Origin of the sequence: Niallia sp. MER 6, assembly GCF_023714395.1 — a bacterium.
GTDB lineage: Bacteria > Bacillota > Bacilli > Bacillales > Cytobacillaceae > Niallia.
This window is the reverse complement of the sequence record NZ_JAMAUK010000002.1, coordinates 138,015-155,420: the sequence shown is the minus strand read 5'-3', so window position 1 is coordinate 155,420 and position 17,406 is coordinate 138,015. Positions and strand designations below refer to the sequence as shown.

13 protein-coding genes are annotated in these 17,406 nt (G+C 39.7%); 11 read left to right on the top strand and 2 right to left on the bottom strand.

Annotated features, from left to right (window positions below; all coding sequences use genetic code 11):
* The first annotated feature begins 14 nt into the window (after positions 1 to 14).
* From celB to M3600_RS03290, 5 genes are all read left to right on the top strand, one after another.
* On the top strand, positions 15 to 1,310 hold the full coding sequence (celB, locus tag M3600_RS03310; RefSeq protein ID WP_233316569.1) for a PTS cellobiose transporter subunit IIC: 1,296 nt from the start codon (positions 15 to 17) through the stop codon (positions 1,308 to 1,310).
* A gap of 122 nt (positions 1,311 to 1,432) precedes the next feature.
* Positions 1,433 to 2,836 carry a glycoside hydrolase family 1 protein gene (locus tag M3600_RS03305; RefSeq protein WP_251644728.1) on the top strand — a complete coding sequence of 468 codons (1,404 nt, stop codon included), beginning with the start codon at positions 1,433 to 1,435 and terminating at the stop codon, positions 2,834 to 2,836.
* A gap of 537 nt (positions 2,837 to 3,373) precedes the next feature.
* Entirely contained in the window at positions 3,374 to 3,643 is a 270-nt protein-coding gene (locus M3600_RS03300) for a hypothetical protein (protein WP_251644727.1), read from the top strand.
* Between the two features lie 314 nt (positions 3,644 to 3,957).
* Positions 3,958 to 4,917, top strand: coding sequence for an acetylxylan esterase (locus M3600_RS03295; protein ID WP_251644726.1), 960 nt, complete (start codon positions 3,958 to 3,960; stop codon positions 4,915 to 4,917).
* A 103-nt stretch (positions 4,918 to 5,020) separates the two neighbouring features.
* Positions 5,021 to 6,028 (top strand): LacI family DNA-binding transcriptional regulator, encoded by a 1,008-nt coding sequence (locus M3600_RS03290; RefSeq protein WP_233316565.1) that lies wholly within the window; start codon positions 5,021 to 5,023, stop codon positions 6,026 to 6,028.
* Positions 6,029 to 6,078: 50 nt separating this feature from the next.
* Here M3600_RS03290 and M3600_RS03285 read toward each other — a convergent pair whose 3' ends face one another.
* Together M3600_RS03285 and M3600_RS03280 are read right to left on the bottom strand one after the other, a co-directional pair.
* Entirely contained in the window at positions 6,079 to 7,005 is a 927-nt protein-coding gene (locus tag M3600_RS03285; RefSeq protein WP_251644725.1) for an ROK family protein, read from the bottom strand.
* 32 nt (positions 7,006 to 7,037) lie between these two features.
* Positions 7,038 to 9,266 carry an alpha-galactosidase gene (locus M3600_RS03280; protein WP_251644724.1) on the bottom strand — a complete coding sequence of 743 codons (2,229 nt, stop codon included), beginning with the start codon at positions 9,264 to 9,266 and terminating at the stop codon, positions 7,038 to 7,040.
* A 517-nt stretch (positions 9,267 to 9,783) separates the two neighbouring features.
* Here M3600_RS03280 and M3600_RS03275 point away from each other — a divergent pair.
* The 6 genes from M3600_RS03275 to M3600_RS03250 all read left to right on the top strand — a co-directional run bounded on the left by M3600_RS03275 (position 9,784) and on the right by M3600_RS03250 (position 17,342).
* Complete coding sequence (locus M3600_RS03275; protein WP_233316562.1) at positions 9,784 to 10,668, top strand: carbohydrate ABC transporter permease; 885 nt, start codon at positions 9,784 to 9,786, stop codon at positions 10,666 to 10,668.
* A gap of 18 nt (positions 10,669 to 10,686) precedes the next feature.
* Positions 10,687 to 11,574, top strand: a complete 888-nt coding sequence (locus M3600_RS03270) for a carbohydrate ABC transporter permease (protein WP_233316561.1) — start codon at positions 10,687 to 10,689, stop codon at positions 11,572 to 11,574.
* A 77-nt stretch (positions 11,575 to 11,651) separates the two neighbouring features.
* Positions 11,652 to 12,926 (top strand): ABC transporter substrate-binding protein, encoded by a 1,275-nt coding sequence (locus tag M3600_RS03265; RefSeq protein WP_251644723.1) that lies wholly within the window; start codon positions 11,652 to 11,654, stop codon positions 12,924 to 12,926.
* 99 nt (positions 12,927 to 13,025) lie between these two features.
* Positions 13,026 to 13,652 carry a hypothetical protein gene (locus M3600_RS03260; protein WP_237941869.1) on the top strand — a complete coding sequence of 209 codons (627 nt, stop codon included), beginning with the start codon at positions 13,026 to 13,028 and terminating at the stop codon, positions 13,650 to 13,652.
* A gap of 157 nt (positions 13,653 to 13,809) precedes the next feature.
* A complete protein-coding gene (locus M3600_RS03255) occupies positions 13,810 to 15,561 on the top strand; it encodes an ABC transporter ATP-binding protein (RefSeq protein ID WP_233316558.1) in 1,752 nt (583 codons plus the stop codon).
* On the top strand, positions 15,561 to 17,342 hold the full coding sequence (locus M3600_RS03250) for an ABC transporter ATP-binding protein (RefSeq protein ID WP_233316557.1): 1,782 nt from the start codon (positions 15,561 to 15,563) through the stop codon (positions 17,340 to 17,342). The genes M3600_RS03255 and M3600_RS03250 overlap by 1 nt, the downstream gene beginning before the upstream one ends.
* The last annotated feature ends 64 nt before the right edge of the window (positions 17,343 to 17,406 follow it).

Sequence of the window (17,406 nt, the reverse complement as noted above, 5' to 3'; positions counted from 1 at the left end):
AGGGGGAGAATCCTGTGTTTGAAAAATTAAGCAAATATTTGGTGCCAATAGCAGGGAAATTAAATAACAACCGTTATTTAACTGTTCTGCGTGACGCATTTATGCTGTCATTTCCGTTGACAATTTTCGGGTCCATTTTTGTCGTACTGACAAACCTGCCATTCTTGAAAAAATTCATGAGTGCTGATTCTATTGCAACCTTCCAATCATTATTTGGAATTGCCAACTCTGCAACAATGGGCATCATGTCTGTGTTCGTCGTGTTTGGTATCGGTTATTACCTGTCCAAAAGCTATAATGTGGAGGCTGTGTTTGGCGGTGCAATCGCACTTGTTTCTTTCTTATTATTAACGCCATTCGTCGTTCAGCCTGAGACAGGTGATGCTATTTCCGGGGTTATTCCTGTCGATCGCCTCGGTGCGAAGGGCATGTTCCTTGGTATGATTACAGCATTTATTGCCGGTGAAATTTATCGTACAATCGTGCAAAAGAATATCACTATTAAGATGCCTCCTGGTGTACCGCCAGCAGTGGCAAAATCGTTTGCAGCATTGATTCCTGCCGTTCTTACATTGACTTTCTTCTTGCTTGTGAATGTTATTGTAACAGCAGCTTTCGATACAAATCTGCATGATGTTATTTATAAAGCAATTCAAGCACCGCTTGTAGGCTTGGGCAGCGGCATCATTCCGACACTTATTGCCGTATTCTTCATTCAGATTCTATGGTTCTTTGGTCTTCATGGTCAAATTATCATCAACTCTGTAATGGATCCAATTTGGAACACACTTCAAGTGGAAAACTTGACTGCATATACGAGCGGACAAGAAATCCCTCATATCATTTCAAAACCGTTCATGGAGATTTATACAGTCGGCATGGGTGGTACAGGTATGACACTTGCAGTAGTATTTGCAATCCTTGTATTCATGAAGAGCAAGCAGATGAAGCAAGTAGCAAAACTTGGACTTGGACCTGGTATTTTCAACGTAAATGAACCGATTATCTTCGGTTTGCCAATAGTTATGAACCCATTGATTGTAGTGCCTTGGATTATTTCGCCAATGATTGTTACATTAGTAACCTATTTTGCAATGTCAACTGGAATTGTTCCGCCGCCTACTGGCGTTACCGTGCCATGGACTGTGCCATTCTTCATCAACGGCATCATGGCTACTAACTCCCTTGCAGGAGGACTGATGCAGCTTGTCAATATGGCGATTGTATTTGCAATCTGGTTCCCATTCCTGAAAGTCATTGACCGTGTCAATGTGAAGAAGGAAGAAGAAGAAATGAATAAAGCATCTTAATATAACTCAATTGTAGAAGGGAGGAAGCAGAGTATTGGCTTTAGCGGCAGCAAAGCGCAGTATTCCTGCTTTTTCCTATAAGCAATACATCTTAGATAGGTTTTTGAAAGGGGAATTACGCAATGACTGTAAATAATGAAGTGAAATATCGTTTTCCAGATAATTTTTGGTGGGGATCTGCTGCATCTGCAACACAAACAGAGGGAGCAGCTAATGTTGACGGAAAAGGACAAAATATATGGGATTACTGGTACGAACAACAGCCAGAACGTTTTTTTGATGGAGTTGGGCCATCAGATACATCACAATTTTATGTAAAGTATAAGGAAGATATTAAACTAATGAAGGAAATTGGCCATAACTCCTTCCGCATGTCTATTTCTTGGTCAAGGCTTTTCCCAGAGGGTAAAGGAGAAATAAACCCGAAAGCAGTTGAATTCTACAATAATGTTATTAATGAATTCATTGAAAATGGCGTAGAGCCATTTGTCGGCTTGTTTCACTTCGATATGCCAATGGAACTGCAGAAAATCGGAGGTTGGGCAAACAGAGAAGTGGTTGATGCATATGTAGCTTATACTGGCACTTGCTTCGAGCTGTTTGGGGACCGTGTGAAAAAATGGTTTACTCATAATGAACCAATCGTTCCAGTAGAAGGCGGTTATTTGTATGACTTCCACTATCCAAATGAAGTAGACTTTAAGAAGGCTGTCAAAGTCGGCTATCATACAATACTTGCAAGTGCAAAAGCAATTCAAGCCTATAAAAAACAAGGACAAGATGGAAAAATTGGTATCGTTCTAAACTTAACACCATCATATCCGCGCAGCCAAAATCCGGCAGATGTAAAAGCCTCTGTGCTTGCTGATGCCTTCTTTAACAGATCGTTTCTTGATCCGTCTGTGAAAGGGGAATTCCCGCAGGAGCTTGTTGATATTCTTAAAGAGGAAGGCTTTATGCCTGAAATAGAGGATGGAGATTTGGAAATCATCCGCAACAATACAGTCGACTTGCTTGGTGTCAATTACTACCAGCCAAGACGAGTGAAAGCAAAAGAGCATCTTCCAAATCCAGAAGCTCCGTTTATGCCAGATCGCTATTTTGATAACTATGTGATGCCAGGCAGAAAAATGAATCCTCACCGCGGCTGGGAAATCTATGAAAAAGGAATATATGATATTCTTATTAATTTGAAAGATAACTACGGCAATATTGAATGCTTTATCTCAGAAAATGGGATGGGTGTTGAAGGAGAAGAAAAGTTCCGTGATCCTAATGGAATCATTCAGGATGATTACCGGATTGAATTCATTTCAGGCCATCTTAAATGGGTTCATCAAGCAATCGAGGAAGGTTCTAACGTAAAAGGATATCATCTATGGACATTCATGGATAACTGGTCTTGGACAAATGCTTACAAGAACAGATATGGCTTTGTGTCTGTTAATCTTGAAAAAGACGGAGAACGCACAATTAAAAAGAGTGGACAATGGTTTAAAACAGTCGCAGAAAATAACGGCTTCTAATATGGTTGAAAAAAGTGGTTTCGTATAGAAATCACCTCGTATAGTAGAAAAGCCCCAGTCGAATTAAACATTCGACTGGGGCTTTTTAGCTTTAAGCCTAAAATTCAAACAGGTGTATTATGTCATAAATGGAAGTTCTTTTAATCTTATTGAACGGTATTAAAATATAACATGTTAAAGTGATTAATTTATATTCAACCTTGGTCTAAATTAATATGACTTATTTGTGAAACCAAGCTTACGAAACATTATGACCTTTTTGTGAACGCAAAGGATTTGGGTAGGGAGAGAAAGAAACTATTTGATATGAAAGAGTCAATAAGGAAATGGAAAAAAGCTATTAAAGTATTTCTTCTAATTAAAGTAACAAATAATTTTATAGGAGTTACTGATACTATTGAAAATAAGGCATACCGTGGAATCAATACATTGGTATCTAGTATGCCTAATTGGGTGGCAAACGGAAATTGCAAAAACGTTAACGATGGTTATTCCCATTTAATTTTTAATAAAATATAGTTTATTGGAAGGATTTGCATGGTGGAAAAATCTCCTTGGTATTTAAGAAAAAAATTTCTATATTGCATTTGCATTCTTACGCCACCAATTGGCTATATTGTATTGGTGACAAATTTAAAAAAATTGAAACAAGAGGAAAAAATTAATCTTCTAACCATATCTACTATTATGATGTCTATATGGGTATTGAAATTTTTGCCTAAAAATATTGAGTTATATGTTTGTAGTTTTATTCTAGCTATATTATTTGGTAATGATATTTTAGAGCGAATTAAAGGGAAAAAATAATAGAATGCACAATGAAGTAAAAAAGGCCACTTGAAGCAGAAAGTTTGCCGAGAAGCGGTGTATATCCGCGGAAAGCGAGCGTAGACTTCGGAGAACTCTCAACCGCTTTAAAATAAAAATAACTTAAAAACACTAGGTTTGTCGGCAGTCAGAAGTGATTTCACATAGAAATCACTTTTTTATTTTGCATTCTAGGAAACTTTCTCTCTATTGACGGTTAACTTCATAACGTTTTATAATTAAGTTATCGTTTAAGTTAAACAAAATGATAACGCATACATAAAATCACGAAAAATAAAATGGAGGAATGCCTGATGAAATTCGATATGCCCTTGGATGCACTAAATCAATACAAAGGAATAAATCCAAAGCCAGCTGATTTTGATGCTTATTGGAACTTAGGCCTGCAAGAATTAAATGAGCACTCGTTAGAATATGAGTTAATCCCAGCTGCATTCGAAAGCAGGGTGGCAGAATGTTATCATTTATACTTTACAGGTATCAATGGTGCGAAAGTGCATTGCCAGCTTGTCCGACCAAAAGGGCAAACAGAGAAAGGTCCTGGTTTGCTTTGGTTTCATGGCTATCATGTGAACAGCGGTGACTGGATTGATAAAATCGGCTATGCTGCTGAAGGCTATACGATTCTGGCGATGGATTGCCGCGGACAAGGCGGGCTTTCTGAAGATACTCTTCAAGTAAAGGGCACAACATTAAAAGGGCATATCATCAGAGGGATAGACGAAGAGGATACAGCCAAACTGTATTACCGCAATGTTTATTTAGATACGGTTCAGGCAGCTAGAATTTTGTTTGCGATGGAGAAGGTTGATGAATCAAGAGTGGGCGCTTACGGTGCCTCACAAGGCGGAGCCCTGGCGGTTGCTTGTTCAAGTCTTGAGCCTCAAATCAGGAAAACAGCTGCTGTCTACCCGTTTCTTTCCGACTTTAAAAGGGCATGGGAGCTTGATATAGCGAGTTCTGCTTATGAAGAAATTCATTATTACTTCAAATTTATTGATCCTAATCATGAGCGGGAGGAAGCGGTATTCGAAAAATTAGGGTATATAGATATCCAGCATCTTGCTGACAGAATCAAGGCGGATGTATTGTGGGCAACAGGGATGGAGGATGAGATTTGTCCGCCTTCTACGCAATTTGCAGCCTACAATAAAATTCAATCAGATAAGAAGATGCTGATCTATTTTGAGTATGGCCATGAGTATATAAGGACATTAGGAGACAAAGTACATGCCTTTTTTGCGGATATGTAGTCTGCATGATTTGCTTTTGGATGTAGAAAATGCGAATCTTATAGTATAGTATTTCCATGAATGTATTATGTTGTTAGAACTATTTTATATCGGAGGAATTTTTGTGAGAAGCAATGTTACGATGCGTGACATCGCCAATAAATTAGGTGTCAGCAGTGTGACTGTCTCCAAAGCGCTAAATGATAAAGATGGGGTCAGTGAAGAATTAAAAGAGAAAATAAAGCAATTGGCAGATGAGATGGGCTACCGTTTTAATACACATGCAAAGTCAATCAAGGATGGGCTGTCTTACAATTTAGGTATTGTCATTCCAGAGCGCTTCACAGGGAAGACACAATCATTCTATCTGCAATTTTATCAAATGTTGACAAGAATCCTTGATGGCTATCATTACTCTGGCATCCTTTATATTTTGGGTCAGGAGGATGAGGACCAGCTAGTATTGCCGCGAATCTACAGTGAGAAAAAGGTCGACGGCTTCATTATTCTTGGGCAGATCGGCAACGATTATGTGAAAGAGATACAGAAGATTGACAGTCCTGTAATCTTTTTAGACTTTTACACAGATCAAAACGAAATTGATTCTGTGCTGACAGACAATTTCTTCGGCGGTTTTGAATTAACGAATTACCTTGTGGAAAACGGCCACAAAAAAATTGCCTATGTCGGCAACATATATGCGACTAGCAGCATACAAGACAGATTTCTAGGCTACTACAAGTCGCTGTTAGAGCATCGAATTGAATTGAGGCAGGATTATATTATTAATGATCGTGATGAGCGAGGCAGATATATTGATATAAGCTTTCCTGATGACATGCCGACAGCGTTTGTATGCAATAATGATGAGATTGCCTATAATCTGATTAACAACCTGCAAAAAAACGGCTATCAAGTACCGGATGACTGCTCAGTTGTCGGCTTTGATAATTCGATTTACGCTGCTTTAACGGAGCCGCTGCTCACAACGGTTGAGGTAAATATTAAAGAAATGTCAAAGGCTGCTGTAAAAATAATAATGGAAAAGCTTCATAATCCTAATGAAAAATACGGCAGAACCTTAATTAATGGCAAGATTATTCATCGCAATTCAGTGAAAAGCCTTAAGTAAACAAAAAGAGGGGAGTCTGTAAGCTATCGCTTATAAACCCCCTCTTTTTGTTATGCTTCCACCGATTCAGGTGCTTGGCATTGCAAATAGTGATATAGTGCTCCAAGCAGGTTAGCATCATTTTTAAATTGGCAGGACTCAATGATTGGTCTAATTTTTGCAGCCTGCACAGATTCGAGCAGAAGATCGATTTTTTTGTAGATTTGCTCAATCAAATCATCTCTATTGCTGATGGCTCCGCCGAGGATAATCTTTTCTGGATCGTACACATACTGGATATTATAAATACCTTGCGCCAAGCGGAGATAAAATTCATCAATTTCTTCAAGGCAAATCTCATCCCCTTCTGCAGCTTTCTCGAAGATTACTTTTCCATTCAGTTCACTTGGCTTCATGCCTTTGCGTTTGGCGACATTTTTAACTAAAGCGCCTGTGGCAGCTAGCTGGCTCCATGTTTGGAAGGCTGTTTTTCCGTCTTCCTTTACTACTTGCAGCACCATATAGCCTATTTCTCCGCCATGGAGATTGGCGCCTTTATGAATGCGGCGGTTTTTAATAATCGCTCCGCCTATCCCTGTGCCAATGATTGTAAACAGCACATTTTCGTTTTCCTTTGCCGCACCCTTCCAGACTTCTCCTAATGCAGCGCAATTCGCATCATTTTCCAGCTCAACAGGAAGTCCTGTCGCCTCACTGAAAATGGTTTTAAAATTAGGTCCGTGAATACAGGGAAGTGCGCTGGAACCGCCGATAATGCCTGTATCGCTTTCGACTCCACCTGGACAGCTGAAGGCAATCCCTGCAACTTGATGCTTTACCTTGTTCTCCAGCACTGTCTCAATGATTGTTTCCTGGAACAGGCTGAAATCTGAGTCGGAAACTGGCAGTTCGCCTTTTTCGATAAATTCGCCATCGTCCTTCATAACAGCGAATTTAATCATACTGCCTCCAACGTCGAAAACCATATAATTCGTCATGTGATGTCCTCCTAAAAATCGAGTTGTTTATTTTAAGCTTCAGTCAAGATAAACAAGCAGGAAGCAAAGTCGCTAGGCTTCTCCCGCTGCCAGTAGTCTTGTGCACGGTCAGTATAATCCTCGGAAAGCAGAATGCCGACATTCATGAGCTCATCCCCATAATGCTGTGTGTTTCTGCCTTCAATGGAATATAGTTTGTCAGGATCAAGTCCTGTCAGCTTAAGCCTGTGATAACGTTCGTTTGGCTTAGCGAGGATTTTATAATAGCCGACAATTGCTTTTTTCTTATCGTTTGCGACAACCATCCAAGATACCTCGTTGGAATCAAACGGTGATAATATACGGTGGAAATTTCCCTTTTGGATAAAATCTCTGTGTTCTTTCATGAAAGCAGTCTGCTGTTTGACTTTTTCTTTCTCTTCATCGTTAAGCTTGGTGATGTCCAATTCGTAACCAAATGTGCCAAAGTAAGCGACATTCGCCCGTGTGTCCAATGGTGTCATCCGTCCAACTTGGTGGTTTGGAACAGTAGACACATGGCTGCCAATGGAAGAGAGCGGATAGACGAAGCTTGTGCCATACTGAATTTTTAAACGCTCGACAGCGTCTGTATTATCGCTCGCCCAAGCTTGCGGTGCATAATAAAGCAAACCGGGATCAAATCGGGCGCCTCCGCCGGCACAAGATTCAAACAGGATTTTTGGGTATTTCGCCAGAAGCATCTCGTACAGTTTGTATACACCAAGGATGTAGCGATGGCTCACTTCTCCTTGCTGATCAATTGGCAGGTTAATTGAGTAGGCTTCTGTCATGTATCTGTTCATATCCCATTTGATATAGCTAATTTCAGCATTTTCAATTATCTCATCCATGAGTTTGAAAATATGCTGCACCACTTCATCTCTGCTGAAATCTAGAATAAATTGGTTGCGCCCATGTGAAGACATGCGGCCAGGTGTTGCAATAATCCAGTCAGGATGTTCTTTAAACAGCTTAGTATCTTTACATACCATTTCTGGTTCGAACCATAAACCGAATTTCATTCCCAGTAGGTTAATTTTCTCAGACAATCCTTTAATACCGCCGGGAAGCTTCTGATTATTTGCAAACCAGTCACCAAGAGAGGAGGTATCGTCATTCCGGTTGCCAAACCAGCCATCATCAAGGACAAACAGCTCAATACCCAACTTTTGGGCTGTTTCAGCTATAGAAAGAATCTTTTCTTCATTGAAATCAAAATAAGTAGCTTCCCAATTGTTAATAAGAATAGGTCTGGCACGATCCCGCCAATAACCTCTCGCCAGACGCTCGCGATATAACTGATGAAATGTTTGGCTCATTCCATTTAAGCCTTCATCTGTATATACCATAATACATTCTGGTGTCTGGAATGTTTCGCCAGGATTAAGCTTCCAGCTGAATTGGAACGGATTAATGCCCATCATAATACGGGAAACTCCATATGTATCAACCTCTGCTTGTGCAAGGAAATTACCGCTGTAACAAAGGCTGAAACCATAAACATCCCCTGTATGCTCTGTCGTGTCGAAGCGCTTAAATGCGGCAAAGGGATTATGGGCATGACTGCTTGCACCTCTTGAGCTGTACACCGATTGAATCCCGGGGGATAAAGGACGGATTTCCATATGTGCCTCTCTTGCCCATGCACCTGCAAGACTAATCATCTCGAATTGGTCATCAGGCAAATCGACAGATGCACTCATCGCTGAATCGAGAAAGAAGGGACTGCCAGATGTATTATGGAACCTCGCACTTCTGCAAATAACATTGCGATCACGAAATATCGTATAGCTGAGGAGGAGACTTGCCTGAAGCACGCTGTCGTAAAGAGTTATTTCTAATGTGTCTGCTTCGGCTTCTGCCTCTGTATACACAGCAGGGAGGTTTTCAAGTGCTGGTTTACCTTTGATAAGCTTATAGCTTTCATAACAAAAGTTTGTTACCTTGCTGCCGATGTTATCTGTGATCATATGGGCTGGCTGCCTGTAGTCAGTTGTCCCAAAGCTCGGATATTCCTGCTTAATATGCTCGAAGGAGGAAGTATGATCATGTTCAAATAAATTGCAGGATGGCCGTATCTCCCTTTCAATTAAATGCCTAAAAGACGCACGGTGACGAATTCTTTTTCCATAATACAAATGCTCAAGCTGGTTGGATTTCTCTAGCACTCTGAAAATATAGCTGATTTTGTCGTTACACAAATGAAATTCCTTCGTTTCTAGATTTACATGGATTGCCATTATCACTGCACCTCGCCATTTGGAATGAAAACCCTTACAACATTATATGTTTGATTGTATCAATTATAAATATGGAAGACAATAAGTATTTGAATTAATTTAAGTAATCGGTAATCTTATAGAAAGTATCATTAACTTAACTGTAGAAATTGGTTTAAGTGTATAGATAATCTCCTATATATAAAAGCTTTTTTGTTATAGGTATAAATACGCATGTTGGAGAAGTACGAGGGTTGTACTGACTATTTTAGGTTACTAAACTAATTTAATTACTTAATAAGTTTAAAAATTTTAGGTAAAATACTTTAAAAATATATTGATAATTTTGAATTAAGAAGTTAATATGTAATTGTAGTTGAAAAGGCTTACATAACTTTATTTGTAAGTTAAATAACTGACAAAAAGTAGTTACATGATGGTTAAAGTATTGCGTTTTTTAAGATAAAGAAAAAGGGGGGGAGTGATTTAGCAAGCAAGAATTGCAGTTGGTGATTTTATCAAATGGAAGGTGAAGCAAATGAATAAATCGAGAACTTTATTGTTTTACTTATTTATTTTGCCATGGCTGATCGGCTTTTTCGTCTTTACGGCTGGCCCGATGGTGTATTCCCTATACATGTCCTTTACTGATTACTCAGGACTTGGGGCAGCGAATTGGGTCGGATTAGAAAACTATAAAAAGCTGTTTACTGAAGATCCGCTGTTTTGGCAGTCATTATGGAATACCTTCTTTTATACAATTGTCGGCGTTCCTCTTGGTTTAGTTGTCGGTTACATGCTTGCTGTCTTGCTGAACACAAAGGTGAGATTTATGGGGGTATTCCGGACAATCTTTTATTTACCTTCCTTAGTGCCAACAGTTGCCAGCTCGTTGCTATGGATATTAATCTTTCAGCCGGATTTCGGTATTGCGAACAGCATCCTGTCCTTTTTTCATTTGCCGACATCAAATTGGCTGTTAAGTGAAAGCATGGTAAAGCCGACACTGATTATTATGAGCTTATGGGGTGCTGGCGGCGGTATGGTTATTTATCTCGCAGGACTTCAAAGTGTTCCCGCATCTCTGTATGAAGCAGCCGAACTGGATGGGGCAGGCAAATTCCATAAGTTCTGGAATATTACCATCCCGATGACTTCTAATGTTATCTTCTTCAATCTGATTATGGGGCTGATTGGTTCTTTTCAGATATTCACACAAGCCTATGTTGTCAGCAGCGGCAATGGCGGACCAAACTATAAATCTCTGTTTTATGTATTCTATTTATACCAGGATGCCTTTAAGTTCTTTAAGATGGGGTATGCGTCTGCACTCGCCTGGATTTTATTCATTATCATTCTTATCTTCACATTAATTCAGTTTAAAGTATTTGGGAAAAAGGTGTATTACGAATACGATGAATAAGGAAAGTGAGGGGCAGTTATGGAAATAACACCTGCGAAGCCGACTGCTGCAATGAAAGCAAAGAAACTGCGCAGCATGAAGAAAGGAAGAAAAGCGGAAAAGGCACTTACTTACTTTTTACTTATTGCACTTTCTATTCTCTTTTTATTCCCTTTTTTGTGGCTGATTGGAACTTCTGTAAAACCGGAAAATGAAGCAATGGCATTTCCACCGACATTGCTGCCAAAGGAATGGGATTTAGCGAACTATAAAGAAGTATTTACACTAGTGGACTTTGGGCAGTATTACATGAACTCTATTATTGTCACTGTATGTGTAGTTATTGGGACAGTTGTTTCTTCTACAATCGTCGCATACGGTTTTGCAAGGATAAAAGGGAAAGGACGGAATTTCTGGTTTGTGCTTTTGCTTGGAACAATGATGCTTCCGCCACAAGTAACGATGATTCCTGTCTATATGATTTTTTCTAAGCTGGGGTGGGTTAATACGTTCCTGCCGCTAATTGTTCCATCTTTCTTTGGTAGCGCTTACTTCATCTTTTTACTGCGTCAATTTTTTAAGACAATCCCAAAGGAGCTAGAAGAGAGTGCCTATCTCGATGGCTGTGGTCCTTTCGGTATTTTCTGGAGAATTATCGTTCCGTTATCAGTTCCTTCTATTATTACTGTCGCTTTGTTGAGCTTTATGTGGACGTGGAATGACTTTCTTAATCCATTAATCTATTTAAATGATGATTCCAAATATACGCTTGCACTCGGAATTCTGCAATTTAAAGGGGCTCTCTTAATTCAATGGGGACCGATGATGGCAGCGAGCGTCTTTATTATCTTACCGCTTATTATCATTTTCTTTGTTGGTCAAAAGTACTTTGTCCAAGGAATTGCTACAACAGGCGGAAAGGGCTAATCTATGGTATCACTTGGATAAATGAATCTCATTTATCCGTTATCCATACAAAAACATTACCTAAGGGGGTAAATCACGTGAGAAAGAAAAAGAAATTAAGTGCTTTACTGTTAACTTTTGTATTAGCTCTATCTGCATTTTTAGCAGGCTGTTCTGGCTCAGATTCTGAGTCTGCTAGCGGGGAATCAGGAGATGTAACACTGCGTATTCTCGTATGGAATAATAATCCAGAAGGAACAAAGCTGGAAGGGGAAATTTTTAAGGAATTTGAAAAAGAGAACCCTGGAATTAAAGTAAAGCAAGTCTATGCACCATATGATAAATTCAATGATAAATTCCTGACAATGTCTGCTGGCGGCGATCAGCCTGATTTAGTTTGGCTTCAGCCTTCTGCATTCGGTCAATTTGTGGGTAAAGATGTGTTGATGGATTTATCTGATAAAGAAATCAATGAAGAAGAGTATATGCCAAATGTTCTTTCACTAGGCCAAGTGGATGGAAAACAGTATGCACTTATTCGTGATGCATCTGCCTTCATGCTTGGATACAACAAGGATATGTTTGATGCTGCTGGTCTTGAATATCCTAAGGATGACTGGACATGGGATGATTTCCTTGCAGCAGCTCAAAAGCTGACAGTCGAGAAAAACGGCAAAACAGTTCAGTTCGGTATGGAAAACTTCTATACAAATGAATTGCTTGTTGAAAATGGCGGAGGTTTTGTCAGCCAGGATGGCAAGGAAGTTATCGTTGATTCGCCTGAATCTATTGAGGCAATTAAATTTGGGGCAGACTTGATCAATAAATATCATGTGCAGCCAACTTCTGCTCAAAGCCAAGGTTTATCCAATATGTTCCTCGCTGGTCAAGCAGCAATGAAAATGATGGGACCATGGGATTGGTCTGATACATCGAAAAACGCTAACTTCAAATGGGATGTTGTTCCACTTCCGGCAGGAAAAGCAGGAAATGTAGCAGCAGCTTCTTATCTTCCAATCGGAATTGGCTCAAAGACGAAGCATCCTGACGAAGCATATAAGCTTCTTGAATTCTTGACTACTGGAAAAGGTCAAGACCTGCAGGTAGACACAATATCAGCAGTGCCTGTCGTAAAAAGGAATGCAGATAAAATTGAGTCAATGGCAAATGCGCCTGAAAATGCGAAAGCATTGTCAACAATTTTAGCAGAAGGCAGAACGGTTATGAACGCTCCTTACATTCCTGAGTATGCTGAAATTGCAAGTAAAATCCAGCCTGTCATTGATAACATCAATCTTAATGGCAGCAAGGATGCAGAGAAACAGCTGAAGGAAGTAGCAGATCAAATCCGCAAAGAATATGGCTTGAAATAACAATAAAGAGGCTGTCTGGAAATGCTTTGACCTAATACGGGAAACCTTGTATTGGTCGGCCTGGTTTCAGGCAGCCTTTTTTTATAAGGAGGGAGTATCTTGTATAAAAGCCGATTCATCGACAGCAAGTTTTTTTCTTTTATGGACATTACATACCGTTTAGTCAGGGCAAGTTTATTATTTTGGTTTTATGCAGGAAAAGGCTTTTTTGTATGCGGATTGATTTCTTCCACATCCACATTACTGGCGGTTATTGATGAGATATTCAAAGGAAACGGCACTTCTGTGCGCAAGCTGTTTCAAGAGATCAGCCCTAAATATGCCAACAATAAAAGACTGTCTGCGATTATGTTTGGTTTATTTATCTATATCGGAACCTTCATCATTCTGCCGTTTCCACAAACAATTGACTCGTTTGCGGCAGCAGTCCTTAAATTTGTGTGCATATATGCTTTTTTGCTATCCATTATTTTCTTTACTTACTTAGCTTGGAATTTAGTGCACCTGCAATTGCCAATAAAGAACACTGTGCTGGTCAGTCTTTTTCTAGTTGTGAAGAAACCCTTTCGTTCCTTTATCTTGCTTTTAGTGATTTTAATTATCTATTTGTTGATTTATGTTAATTTCATTTTTTTCCTATTCTTCGCTCCTGCCATCTACGGGACGTGTGCGAGATTTATATTTACATTTAAATGGAAGAAAAAGAAAGCAGAGGTTGCTGTGTAATTTGGTCTATTAAAAAAATGATAGATTTTATTTGGAGGACATACATAGAAAGCAAGTAACGCTAATATGATTATTCGGTAATGTTTGTTTTAAGGGAGGGAGCTAAAAAATACATGCTGCTGTAAAGGAAAAAAAGATAGAAGGGGGAGCCGACTAGATGCATAGTCTGCGATGGATATGGGGGTTTCTACATACTTATCGTCTTAAGATAGCTATCGGCCTTTTTTGCGCAGTCATCGTATCAGCTTTAAGTGTGTTAAACCCTTATTTGGCTGGGAAGATGGTGGATGATGTTATGTATGGCAAGCAGCTTCATTTGCTGTGGCCGATACTTGGTATCATGATTGCTGGAACATTTATTAGGACGATAATCCGCTATACGTATCAGATGATTTTTGAGAATGTTTCACAAAATGTTATTTACAATATACGAGAACAATTGTATGACCGCCTGCACAGATTGGATTTCAGCTTTTACGACCGTACTAAAACAGGCGATATTATGGCAAGAATGACAGGGGATATGGAAGCGGTCAGGCATTTCACAGCATGGACGATTTACATGATTTTTGAAAACGCCACCATTTTACTGTTTGCAGTTGCCTTTATGTTTTATATACATCCGCCCTTGGCGCTTACTCTCCTGATTGTAACACCAGTGATTGGCTTCTTCGCTTTCAGGCTGACAAGGGATGTCCGGCCGACCTTTACGGAGATTCGCAACCAGTTTGCGAAATTAAATTCAGTCGTTCAAGAGAATATCAGTGGAAACAGGGTAGTAAAGGCTTTTGCGAAAGAAGATTATGAAATCGCTAAATTTTCGATTGCCAATGAAGGATTTAAAGATAAGAACTTAAAATCATCAAAAATTTGGGAAAAATATTTGCCGATTTTGGATTCCTTGGCTGGTGTGCTGACAGTGCTGATGATTTTTGCCGGTGGTGTGATGGTTATTAAAGGCACACTCACATTTGGAGAGCTAGTAATGTTTAATTCATTCATATGGGCGTTAAGCAACCCAATGAAAATGGCTGGCTGGCTGCTAAATGATGTACAGCGCTTTATAGCATCTGCCGAAAAGGTGGAGGATCTCCTAGAGACAAAGCCAAAAATAGCCAGTCTCGATAACGTTGTTCCAATTGGCGACTATAAAGGCGTCGTGGAGTTTAATAAGGTGTCCTTTAGCTATGGAGAGGAACCCATCTTGAAGGATATCAGCTTTAAAGTGAAGCCAGGTCAAACACTAGCCATCATTGGACCGACAGGAGCAGGCAAGTCAACAATGGTTAATTTGCTTAGCCGCTTTTATGATGCGACAAGCGGTGAGGTCAAGATTGACGGCAGAAATGTGAAGGACTGGGAGCTGCAGCAGCTTCGCACAGGAATGGCAATGGTTATGCAAGATATCTTCCTGTTTTCTGATACGATTGAAGGCAATATTGCTTACGGTGATCCCAATACATCTAATGAAGCAGTTAAACTTGCTGCAAAATTAGCAGATGCCCATGATTTTATTAAAGATTTGCCAGAAGGCTATGACACCATTGTCGGGGAAAGAGGTGTCGGACTGTCTGGCGGACAAAGGCAGCGGATTGCACTGGCAAGAGCTATCTTAAAAGATCCGTCCATCCTGATTCTTGATGATACAACATCAAGCCTTGACATGGAAACAGAGCACCGAATTCAGCAAACATTGAAATCTATTCAAAAAAACAAAACATGCTTTATCATTGCCCATAGAATTTCTTCTGTAAAAGATGCAGATCAAATACTGGTGATGAATAATGGCGCAATTATGGAGCGAGGCACACATGATGAACTCCTGCGGAAGAAGGGTTATTACTTTAATGTGTATAAAAATCAATATGGAAACTTCGAACAAAAGCACAGAGATGAGGATGTGATCTAGTGGCACGGAATAAGTTCGATGTGGATGAGGAGTTAGAAACCCCGTTTAGTTTTGCTCATCTAAAGCGCTTGTTTGGTTATATAAAGCCATATAAGAAAAAAATCATCGTCACGATTCTTATCATGCTTGTGGCAAGCGGTGCTAACCTAATTGGTCCTTATCTCATCAAGCAGGCAATCGATAAAGAAATTCCAGAAGGGAATATCGGCGGACTGTCGCTGCTTGCAGGTATATATTTAGGAGCGCTGATTATCACAGGAATTTGTATGAAGTACCGGATCAGGATGATGGCCCAGATTGGTCAGGATGTTATTAAGACCATTCGCAAGGACTTGTTTACACATATTCAATCACTGTCCTTTTCCTTTTATGATAATCGTCCCCACGGAAAAATATTGGTGCGGGTCGTCAATTATGTGAATTCACTTAGTGATCTTCTTTCTAATGGGCTTATCAACTTGATTACGGATATATTTAGCTTGATTGTCATTATCGGGTTTATGTTTGCCATCGACGTACGTTTGGCTATTTATGCAATGGTTGGTTTCCCTCTGTTAGCCATTGTTATCTTTTTTATAAAAAATGCTCAACGCAAGGCTTGGCAGGACTTAAGCAATAAACAGTCTAATATGAACGCCTATATCCATGAAAGCATCAATGGCATGAAGGTAACCCAAGCATTCGCAAGGGAGGAAGAGAACAAGAAAATCTTTGAAGATGTATCTAAAGGCTACAAAAAGTCATGGATGAAAGCTGTCTATATTCAGTTTCTTCTTTGGCCATCGATTGAAAACATCTCTGTTTTGACAGTATCTTTCATCTATGTTGCAGGGATTTCGATGATTGGGCAAGGAGTAACCGTCGGTGCTTTAGTAGCGTTCGTCGGATATATTTGGATGTTCTGGACGCCGATCTCCAATATCGGCAACTTCTATAATGCAATCATTAATGCAATGGCTTATTTGGAGCGAATTTTTGAAATGATGGATGAAAAGCCGACAGTGCGCAATAATCCAGATGGAAAAGTGCTTCAGCAAATTAACGGAAAAGTCGAGTTTGAGCATGTTGAGTTTGGTTATGAAGGAGAGGAAAGGGTTTTGAAGGATGTGCATTTCAGGGCTGAGCCTGGAGAGACGATTGCGCTTGTCGGGGCGACAGGATCTGGGAAAACATCCATTGTTAGTTTAATCAGCCGCTTCTATGACTTGAATGGAGGCAAAATTAAAATAGACGGGGTGGATATCAGCACAGTAACAATCCCTTCACTCAGAAGGCAAATGGGCATTATGCTTCAGGATCCGTTTATCTTTTCGGGAACAATTATGGATAATATCCGCTACGGACGTCTCGATGCAAGCGATGAGGAAGTAATAGAAGCAGCAAAAGCGGTTCAGGCCGATGCTTTCATTATGACATTAAAGGATGGCTATGAAACAGAGGTAAATGAGCGAGGAACAAGGCTTTCTGCAGGACAAAGGCAGCTTATTTCCTTTGCAAGAGCACTGCTGGCAGACCCAAGAATTTTAATATTAGATGAAGCAACTTCTTCCATTGATACAGAAACAGAGCTTGCTCTCCAAAAAGGCTTAGGAACACTGCTTGCAGGAAGAACGTCCTTCATTATTGCTCACCGCCTTTCTACCATTCAAAGTGCAACAAGAATTTTGTTCATTGATAAGGGACGAATTGCAGAGGAAGGCACACATGATGAATTAATGGAAAGAAAAGGACAATATTGGCATCTTTATACGTCTCAGCATACATCTTTGGAAGTAGGATGAAACTTAAATGTCTATTCTAATTTATATAAAGTATAGACATTTATTTTGAACCCTTTATAATATA